This is a genomic window from Gracilimonas sp. (genome assembly GCF_035704785.1).
Lineage (GTDB): Bacteria > Bacteroidota > Rhodothermia > Balneolales > Balneolaceae > Gracilimonas.
Window position 1 is genome coordinate 1 of record NZ_DASSWP010000009.1, and the last position, 9,736, is coordinate 9,736.

Below are 9,736 nucleotides of genomic sequence, written 5' to 3' on the forward strand. Positions count from 1 at the left end.
TTGGTGCTGTAGGCACGATCATACCCGGAGTTACGGTAGCAATTCAAAGTTTAGAAAATGGCGAGATCATCGCTGAAATAAGCGGGGAAGACTATCCAACCGATCTAAGCAGCGAAGCCGGTGAAATACTTTGTAAAGGTCCGAATGTTATGAAGGGTTACTGGAAGAATGAAGAGGCTACAAAGGAAATGATCGACAATGATGACTGGCTGCATACCGGTGATGTAGGTAAATTTGATGAGGGGTTCCTTAAGATCACCGACCGTATAAAGCATATGATCGTAAATGCCGGAGGTAAAAACATCTATCCGGGTCCCATCGAAGATCTTTTCAAAACCAGCAAATGGATCGATCAGATCGTGGTAGTTGGGGAAGCACAAAATTATATGGCTGGGATCATTGTGCCTGACTTTGAAGTGGTTGCCAAGTTTGCCAAAGAAAATGGGTTATCCTTTTCAGGGAATGAAGAGCTGATCGAATTAGAAGAAGTCAAAGATATCTACAAGAAAGAACTTAGGACATTTTCAAAAGAATTGGCTTCTCATGAGAAGATCCGTGATTTCAGATTAGTGCCTCATGAATTCTCAGTAGAAACAGGTGAAATGACCCCAACCTTAAAAGTTAAACGCCGGGTTATTGCTGATAAATACGGACACCTGATCAATGATATTTTTAAAGATGATAAGGACTGACTTTGAATTCTAGGCGAAGTTCAAACAAAAAAAGGCTTCCTTGCGGAAGCCTTTGTTGGTTAAAAGAATAGAGATGAAAATTAAAGAAAGCAGGGCTTACATTTCATTACTGTTGATGTTGCCTATTGCTGAAGCGTCTGCCTTGCCGTTTGCAAGAGCCTCAAGTCGGGCTACAGCATCCCAAAGCGTCATTGCTTTGTCCAGGGTATTGTCAAAAACATCATTTACAATAGGGTAGAAATACTGCATTCCCCAAACCTGACGTGCTAATTCAGCTTTCATCCTGCCTTCAAGCAGCCAGGCTACATCTTCAAAATGACCTTCCGGTACAAACAGGGAATCGTTTCTGAAATCCGGGCTTTCAACCGTATCAGCGATAACCATTCCACGGTCTAAAAGCAGTGATTTTAATTCATCGAGATGTTTTGGCTCCCATTCAAAATTTTCACGGAAATTTTGGAAATCAGATTCCCATTCACTTCTGAATTCTTCTCCGTTTTCATCAAGGAATGTTCGGACATAATCGAAAGAAGCACGTTCTCTGATAGCAAAGTTGAATACATAAGCAGAAGTGCTGGTGTCGCTAGGCACTATATAATCCGGAACTATACCACCGCCTCCATACACAGTTCTTCCGGCGCTTGTACGGTATTTCAATGAATCAGGGATATCATCAATGAACTCCGATGCATCCTCCATTGCATCATCACGGCGGTAAATTTCATAAGCGTATTCTTCACCACCTTCTACAAATGGTTTCTGTATCAACCGGCCTGAAGGAGTATAATACCTGGAAATGGTAACACGAACGCTGCTCTTGTCAACCAGTTCATATTGCTGTTGAACTAATCCTTTCCCAAAGGTTCTCTTACCTACGATCAAACCTCGATCGTGATCCTGAATAGCACCACTTACAATTTCACTTGCCGAGGCAGCACCTTCATCAACCAAAACGATAACAGGTTTATCTTTGAAAGCACCGTCTTTCCGGGAAAAATATTCCCCGTCAAAACGACTATGCTTACTTTTGGTAGAAACTAATTCAGTGCCCTCAGCAAAAAATTCTTCAGTAATAGCAATGGCTTGACTTAGATAGCCTCCGGGATTGCCACGAAGATCTAATACCAACCTGTTCATTCCTTTCTCACGAAGTTCACCAAGAGCTTGCATAAACTCTTGATGAGTAGTTGCTGCAAAACGGTTTATTTTAATATATCCTGTTCTCTCATCGAGCATGTAAGAGGCATCTACGGTGTAGAGAGGAATATCATCACGAATGATAGTAAAGTTTATGGGATCTTTTACATTTGGCCTTTTTATAGTGACGTTAACTTCTGTGTCTTTTTCACCCCTGAGTTTGCGTATTACCATTTCATTTGTGAAACCTACTGACGAAGAATCTTCAATTTGAATGATTCGGTCTCCGGAACGTATTCCAAGCTGTTCACTGGGTCCACCGGAAATTGCTGTGATTACAGTTATGGTATCCTGGATGATCTGGAATTGAACACCGATACCCTGAAACTCGCCGGCAAATTCTGCCTGTATTTGCTCATTATCTTCCGCTTCGATGTACATGGAATGAGGATCAAGCGTTGAAAACATACCTCTAATAGCTTCTTCTGTAAGATTAGCCATGTTCTCATCAGGGCTGTTATTACTTACATATAAATAAGCCTTTTCAAAGTTTGCGAAAGAATCTCTGATCGAATTTATTTCAATGTCTTTGAAAGTTGTGTCGATAGGAGTTCCGTCAATCTTTAGGGTAGAATCCTTTATAGCTTCGACCATATACTTAATACTGGACTTATACATTTCATTCAGATCGGGTTCCTTGAAATAGTTGGCAACGATACTGCGTTGTGCCTGATGATATTTAGTCAAATTCTCCGTGTCATCATTACCTGATTGCAGAACAGGATCGATGCCTGTAAAACGCAGGAAGGAGAGGAGTAATAATATTAAAACGTTTGGGTAAATTATTTTTTTCAATTGCATAAATATCATCTTACATCAATTATTTTATACTGATAACCAAAATCAGGTGGAATAGTTTCATTGCAAACGATTGTAATGAATAAAGTAGTATAGTACAATTTTAAGCAATGTTTTTTTATCTCGATCAAGTGATTTTTTTCAATCTGATCTCACCGGATATTTGGAGTATTTATCATCTTTAAACTTGCATTAGAGGATATAATGACTCAAGTCCTTGTCTTTCACAATTCCGGATAATTGTTTATCCACGTATGCCTTATCTATTGTGATGTTACCGGAATTTATATCATCAGGTACTGCAAATAAAAGCTCGTCAAACAACGAAGACATTATCGTGTGCAAACGCCGGGCTCCAATATTTTCGACGGAAGAATTTACTTCCGCTGCTATTCTGGCAATTTCCCGGATTGCATCTTCCTTAAACTCAATACCTACTCCTTCTGTTTTAAGCATGGCAATATATTGCTTGGTAAGAGCATTTTTTGGTTTAGAAAGAATATCTACGAAATCATCTTCCGTAAGTGATGTCAATTCAACCCGAATAGGGAAGCGGCCCTGCAGTTCCGGAATCAAGTCAGATGGTTTTGAAACATGAAATGCACCGGAACCGATGAATAGAATATGATCTGTTTTTACGATGCCGTGTTTGGTATTAACAGCACTTCCTTCAACAATGGGAAGTAAGTCTCTCTGTACACCTTGCCGGCTTACATCAGGCCCGCTTTTTCCGCCACTTCCGCTGGAAGGTTCCGCGATCTTATCAATTTCATCTATAAAAACGATCCCTTGTTTCTGTACACGCTCAAGAGCTTCCTGAACGGCAGATTCATGATCGATCAATTTTTCCGCTTCTTCTTCAGTGAGAATTTCACGGGCATCACTGATCGGAAGCTTTCTTTTTGACTTGTTATTTCCTTTACCCAGGTTGCCAAGCATATCCTGAAGATTGATCCCCATTTCTTCCATGCCTTGCGGGCCAAAAACTTGCATCATAGGGCTTTTTGAGGATTTTACTTCAATTTCAATTTCCCGGTCCTCAAGTTCTCCGTCTCTTAATTTTTCCCGAAAGCGTTCCCTTGTACGCTCATTTAGTTCCGAATCATTGGCTTTTTGCGGGTCAAAGTTTTCATCAGAGTTACTGCTTTTAAATCCGGGACCGTTTTTTTTAACAGGAGGGATGAGTATATCTAAAATTCGCTCTTCGGCTCTTTCGGCTGCCTTTTCCTTTACGCGATCCTGCATCTCTTTTTTCACCATGCTGATAGCAATATCAGTCAGGTCACGGATCATCGACTCAACATCACGCCCAACATATCCAACTTCAGTAAACTTTGAAGCTTCTACCTTCATAAAAGGAGCGTGAGCCAGCCGGGCAAGACGACGGGCAATCTCAGTTTTCCCGACTCCGGTTGGCCCGATCAATAAAATATTATTGGGCACTATTTCTTCGCGAATTTCTTCTTCGGCATTGAGCCGTCTCCAGCGATTACGAAGGGCAATAGAAACGGATCTTTTTGCATCTCTTTGGCCAACAATATATTTGTTTAACTCAGCTACAATTTGCTGAGGCGTTAAATTCTTTTCTTCAATAGTTAACATATCAGTCTTCAATTTCTAAAATCGTAATATTATGATTGGTGTAGATGTCTATATCTGCAGCAATGTGCAGAGCATCTTCAACGATCTGCCTGGAAGATAATTTCGGGGCATGTTTTACCATGGCTCTGGCTGCCGAAAGGGCATATGAGCCTCCGCTTCCTATGGTTGCGATCTCATCATCTGGCTCAATGACATCACCCTGACCGGAGATAACCAGCGACTTTTCATTATTCATCACAATTAGTAAAGCCTGCAGTTTTTGCAGAAACTTGTCCTTACGCCACTCTTTGGCTAACTCAACGGCTGCACGTTCCATGCTTCCGTTATATTCGTTTAGCTTCTCCTCATATTTCTCAAAAAGGGTGAAGGCATCAGCCGTAGAACCTGCAAATCCCGCCAGGATCTTGCCGTTATATAATTTGCGTACTTTCTTTACGGTGCTTTTCATAACGGTCTTGTCCATGGTAGCCTGACCGTCACTTCCAATTGCCGCCTTACCATTGTGGATTACTCCCACAACGGTAGTTGCGTGTAATTCTGATAAATTCATGCTTAAATTTTGTTTAATAGGATTGACTCAAGAGATACAAAAACCAAGCCAAGGCTTAATTTGAGGACTTATAGTACTTATTATTGCCTCTTCCATTCGAATTGTCATTTTGGCCTGACGATTTGCTGTTATTGCTTCGCTCTTTTTTGGAGATCTCCAGTCCTTCTTTATCACCTTTTCCACTCTCAAGTTCAATGAGCTCACCTTCACGCTCCAGAACTTCTTCAATAGACTCATCCCTCATAACAATATCAGTGATGTCTATATCAGAGCCAACCAAGGTTGCTCGGAATTCATTCATGGATACCGTTTCGTCACCGATCAATGAGATCTTGATACGGTATTTTGCCATCCATTTCCATCTGGTGCTAAACAGACCTTTTGTCAGAACGGATCTAAGATAAGGGTTTACATAAAGGTCAACAGCACGGTAGCTTGTATTATGCTTGAATTTGCTTAACCATGTTTGAAGATCAGTGAGTATGGTGTCTTCTGTAACAACATTTCCTGAACCGCCACAAACCGGGCACACTTTAGATACAGAATTAACCACACTTGGACGTATGCGCTGACGGGTGATCTGAACCAAGCCAAAGTCACTCATGCCTATCACATTGGTTTTAGCCGGGTCTTTGACAAATTCTTTCTTGAGTTCATCGTAGATCTTTTTACGATTCTTGTCATCACGGAGATCAATGAAGTCAACAACGATGATACCGCCTATATCCCGGAGCCGAAGCTGCTTTGCGATCTCTCTTGCCGCTTCGAGGTTTGTTTTCAGGGAATTATCTTCCTGACGTTTTTTGGCTGCGTAAGGGCCGGAGTTTACGTCCACCACATACATGGCTTCAGTTTGCTCGAAGATAAGATAACCGCCGGATTTCATGCGTACCCGGGGGCTAAAGATCGAGTTCACGTCATGTGCAATCTTCATGTAATCGAAGATATGCTCCTTGCCTTTGTAGAGCTCTACATTAGGGATCATTTGAGGAGCGATCTGACCTACATATGATTTGATCTGACGATATAAAGCAGGGTCATCAATTAAAACACGGTCATAATTTTTTGCAAAAAGATCCCGGATCAAACTTTCCGTCATGTTCAGATCACGGTACAGAAGGGCAGGGGGTTTAGCGTCTTCGAGCTTGTCAACGATCTGTTCCCATTTCTTAAGAACGTTTCGAAGGTCATCTTCCATGGCTTTTTTGTCCTGCCCCTGAGCAACGGTTCTTACGATCACTCCAAAACCATCAGGAACCATGTTATTCAGTATACCTTTCAAACGGCGGCGTTCTTTGTAATGACCGATCTTCTTGGAAACAGCGATATAATCACCCATTGGGATCAATACTAAAAATCGTCCGGCAATGGTAATATCAGTTGAAATTCGGGGGCCTTTGGAACCAATTGGTTCCTTAACGATCTGTACTAAAAGTTTTTGTCCTGTTCGGAGGATCTTACCGGCAAGGATCTGCTTTTCTACATTCGACAGATTTTCTTTATTCTGAATATCTTTTTTAGCCTGATTTGGAATGGCGTCAGGTCCGTTTAACCTCGTTACATATTCATCGAGATGGTCACCGGCATCAGAAAAGTGTAAAAAGGCATCTTTAGGCGTGCCCATATCAATAAAAGCAGCACGAATACCGCTTAATACTTTGTGAACCCTTGCTACATAAATATTACCAACAGTACGCTGGTTTTCTTCCGTTTCTATGAATAGCTGCGCTAACTCGCTGTTTTCCAAAAGCGCAATACGGGTCTGATTGCCCGAAGAGTGTATAATAATTTGATTCTTCATTAAAATTCTTCCTTTCCCGGAAGCCGCTATAACCCCTGCAAACGAACCATCGTATTAATTTACGGTGCAAATTTAGTACGGACTCATTGTTGAGATTGGGGTTGGAAGCAAACGGTCGAGCGGCTGCTTCGGGAATAATATCTGTTAAAATTGTTTTATTTGGGGATCCCGTATTGGGATCAGAAAAGAGATTCTGCGTTAATGTTGTAAGAAGTAACCCGCAGAAAAAGAAAAAATCGGTGATAGCATCGTTACAATAGATAAAAAATGATGCCGTCATTTCTTGTTTTTGATATGTATTCTGTGCGTTATGCAATCGAAAATAGTTTAAAAAAGCTTTTTATAGGTCGATTTTTTCTTCTATTAATATAACTGTGAAAGGTGATTAATGTAAACGCTTTTTTGAAAACGGAATAAACTTTAACGGATACAGAATAACATCTAATAACGATGAATGAAGATTGAATAGGAATGTTTCTTAAAAACTAAGTGGTCCTTTTAAAAAATCGCTTAAGTTCTTAGTTGGGGATAATTGAGATTTTGCTTTTAATCTTCTTCCACGCGTTTGATATTTGCACCGACGGCAGTAAGTTTTTCTTCCAGCGACTCGTAACCACGATCCAAGTGATAAATACGAAGCACTTCAGAAGTATTTTCTGCAACTAAGGCTGCCAACACCAGACTCACACTTGCTCTAAGATCTGTACTCATAACAGAAGCCCCTGTCAGTGGTGTCTTGCCTGAGATGCTAACGGTATTTTTTTCAACATCCATATCAGCGCCCAAGCGTACCAATTCCGGCACATAGCTGAATCGATCAAAATAAACGGTGTCTGTCACTTTGGATGCTCCTTCAGCCTGGGTCATCATTGTTGCCCATTGGGCTTGCAGATCGGTTGGGAATCCGGGATAGATCTCTGTTTTGATGGAAACAGGTTTAAGCACATCAGGTGCTTTTACATTAATGGTTGTTCCGTTGATATCAACTGAAGTGCCGGTCTTTCTAAGTTTATCGGGGAAGTTGCCGAGTTGCTCTGGGTTACAACCGGTCAGGGTAAGTTCCGACCCGGGGAACATGGCTCCGGCAATCATAAAAGTTCCCAGTTCAATACGATCCGGGTCATTAGAAACTTCAATCCCACTGAGATTGTTTACAGCTTTTATGGTGAGTGCATCGGTTCCAATACCATCAATATTAGCACCCATTTTAACCAGGAAATTACACAGCTGAACCACATCGGGTTCCTTGGCAGCGTTTTTAATAATGAATTTCTTCGCTTTTAAAACAGAAGCCAGTAACAGGTTAACCGTTGCTCCCACACTGCTTGGTTCCAGTTTAAAAGAGCCGCCCTCGATCTTGTCTTCAGCTTTAGCGATCACATAACCTTTCTCCAAAGAAATATCGATGCCCATGGCCTCCATACCTTTTAGGTGCAGGTCTACAGGGCGGGGGCCCCATGCACATCCACCCGGAAGAGATACCTTGGCATAACCGTGTTTGCCGACTAGAGCACCAAGCATATAAAATGAAGCCCGCATTTTTCGAACCAGATCATATGGCGCTTCAAGATGATTTACATTAGAAGGATCAATAGTCAATGTATTTTCGTCATCCTTAAAATCAACCTGGGCACCTACTACCCGGATCACGTTGTTAAAGGTGTATATATCTTTTAGCCGGGGAACATTTTTAATGATGCTGGTGGAATCACCAAGCAGTGATGCAGCCATTAATGGCAGTGCAGCATTTTTTGATCCGCTAATTGGGATCGTTCCTTTTAATGGATTGCCGCCTTTAATGATAAATTTATCCAATGGTCTCTATCTCCAGTATAGGTGAGTTTTTTTCTAATGACTGTCCAACTTCCGCTGTAATACTTGCGATTGTTCCGCTTATCGGTGCTTTCAATTCGTTTTCCATTTTCATGGCCTCCAGAATGACTAATGGCTGATCTTTCTCAACCTGGTCACCTTCAGAGATCATGATCTCAAGAATTTTACCGGGCATGGGAGCTTTAAGAATACCCTCCGCAGCTGCAGCTCCGGTTTTAAAACCAAGGCGATCAAGAAGTAGCTCCTGTTCATCTTTAACATCAACCGAATGCCAAACGCCATTCATTGAAAATTCTATGGAAGAACCTTCTTTATGTACATTATCAATCTTATAGGTTTTTGTTCCGATTCGCAGGATATAGCGTCCGTTTACGAACTCAAAAGTATAATTCCCTTTCTCCTTTCCTGATTCGAAAGTCCCTTCTTTAGGAGATAATTTTACTTGATGTTCATTTTCGCCAAAAGTTGCCTGGAATTTCATAAGCGGTTATTCATGTGTTTAATTCCTGATTTAGTTATGCGGTAGGTGGAATCTTTGATATTATCAGAGTCGAATAAGGAAGTGCTTTGAGCATCGGTTTGATCCGGATCGACCACTTCAATAAGACGAGAGTTCATCAGATTTATAATATCATCTCTGATTTCGCCATAGGCAAGTTGGGTTTCTTCCTGTATAACCTCAAATGGTTCAGGAAAAAGAAGACGATCTAAAATTTTTCGCTCTGATGGAGTTAGTTTTCTCATATGGGTTGAAGATAGAGCCGATGCAAAATTATCACAAATAAATACCCGTTAAATTATTTTGGTTTTTGGTTGGCCATAAAAATAAAAATGCTTTCATCGAAAAGTGTCGCATTGATTGTTATCTTAGGCCATGTTCAAAGTAAAAAATACAATTCTCTCTGACGATATAGCGACCGCTAAATTTGCTTGCGATCTGCCTCGCTGCAAAGGAGCATGCTGTGTAGTTGGCGATGCAGGAGCACCTGTATCGAAAGATGAAATACCGATATTACATAAGGCTTATAAGTTCTTAAAAGATGAATTAAGACCGGAATCGGTTAAAGTAGCTGAAAGAGAGGGTGTGGTAACAGGCTCAGCTAAAGCAGGTTATGAGATTACCACTGTAAACCAAAAAGAGTGCATATTTGTTAACTATGATGATAATGAAGTGGCATATTGTTCAATTCAAAAAGCTTTTTTTGAAGAAAGGTTTAACTGGGAAAAACCTATTAGCTGTCATCTTTTTCCGGTTCGCTTAAA

General features: G+C 41.0%; 8 protein-coding genes and 1 pseudogene. 2 read left to right on the forward strand and 7 right to left on the reverse strand.

Annotated features, from left to right (window positions below; all coding sequences use genetic code 11):
* Positions 1 to 692: pseudogene (locus VFM80_RS00350) on the forward strand (long-chain fatty acid--CoA ligase); the annotation flags it as partial.
* Positions 693 to 788: 96 nt separating this feature from the next.
* On the opposite strand, the gene VFM80_RS00355 reads toward VFM80_RS00350, so the two are convergent.
* The 7 genes from VFM80_RS00355 to VFM80_RS00385 all read right to left on the reverse strand — a co-directional run bounded on the left by VFM80_RS00355 (position 789) and on the right by VFM80_RS00385 (position 9,217).
* Entirely contained in the window at positions 789 to 2,690 is a 1,902-nt protein-coding gene (locus VFM80_RS00355; protein ID WP_395068411.1) for a S41 family peptidase, read from the reverse strand.
* 189 nt (positions 2,691 to 2,879) lie between these two features.
* Complete coding sequence (hslU, locus tag VFM80_RS00360) at positions 2,880 to 4,289, reverse strand: ATP-dependent protease ATPase subunit HslU (protein WP_395068413.1); 1,410 nt, start codon at positions 4,287 to 4,289, stop codon at positions 2,880 to 2,882.
* 1 nt (position 4,290) lies between these two features.
* Positions 4,291 to 4,839, reverse strand: coding sequence for an ATP-dependent protease subunit HslV (gene hslV / locus VFM80_RS00365; RefSeq protein WP_395068415.1), 549 nt, complete (start codon positions 4,837 to 4,839; stop codon positions 4,291 to 4,293).
* A gap of 55 nt (positions 4,840 to 4,894) precedes the next feature.
* A complete protein-coding gene (locus VFM80_RS00370; protein ID WP_395068417.1) occupies positions 4,895 to 6,640 on the reverse strand; it encodes an Rne/Rng family ribonuclease in 1,746 nt (581 codons plus the stop codon).
* 546 nt (positions 6,641 to 7,186) lie between these two features.
* Positions 7,187 to 8,455 carry a UDP-N-acetylglucosamine 1-carboxyvinyltransferase gene (gene murA, locus VFM80_RS00375; RefSeq protein WP_395068418.1) on the reverse strand — a complete coding sequence of 423 codons (1,269 nt, stop codon included), beginning with the start codon at positions 8,453 to 8,455 and terminating at the stop codon, positions 7,187 to 7,189.
* Positions 8,448 to 8,954 (reverse strand): acetyl-CoA carboxylase biotin carboxyl carrier protein subunit, encoded by a 507-nt coding sequence (locus VFM80_RS00380; RefSeq protein WP_395068419.1) that lies wholly within the window; start codon positions 8,952 to 8,954, stop codon positions 8,448 to 8,450. Before VFM80_RS00380 ends, murA begins: the two co-directional genes overlap by 8 nt.
* On the reverse strand, positions 8,951 to 9,217 hold the full coding sequence (locus VFM80_RS00385) for a hypothetical protein (RefSeq protein WP_395068421.1): 267 nt from the start codon (positions 9,215 to 9,217) through the stop codon (positions 8,951 to 8,953). Before VFM80_RS00385 ends, VFM80_RS00380 begins: the two co-directional genes overlap by 4 nt.
* A gap of 130 nt (positions 9,218 to 9,347) precedes the next feature.
* Here VFM80_RS00385 and VFM80_RS00390 point away from each other — a divergent pair.
* The coding region (locus tag VFM80_RS00390) for a DUF3109 family protein (RefSeq protein WP_395068423.1) at positions 9,348 to 9,736 on the forward strand (389 nt) is incomplete at its 3' end.

Coding starts and splice junctions, on each gene's coding strand:
- VFM80_RS00355 (WP_395068411.1), bottom strand. CDS start 2,690: ATGCAATTGAAAAAAATAATTTACCCAAACGTTTTAATATTATTACTC.
- hslU (WP_395068413.1), bottom strand. CDS start 4,289: ATGTTAACTATTGAAGAAAAGAATTTAACGCCTCAGCAAATTGTAGCT.
- hslV (WP_395068415.1), bottom strand. CDS start 4,839: ATGAATTTATCAGAATTACACGCAACTACCGTTGTGGGAGTAATCCAC.
- VFM80_RS00370 (WP_395068417.1), bottom strand. CDS start 6,640: ATGAAGAATCAAATTATTATACACTCTTCGGGCAATCAGACCCGTATT.
- VFM80_RS00380 (WP_395068419.1), bottom strand. CDS start 8,954: ATGAAATTCCAGGCAACTTTTGGCGAAAATGAACATCAAGTAAAATTA.
- VFM80_RS00385 (WP_395068421.1), bottom strand. CDS start 9,217: ATGAGAAAACTAACTCCATCAGAGCGAAAAATTTTAGATCGTCTTCTT.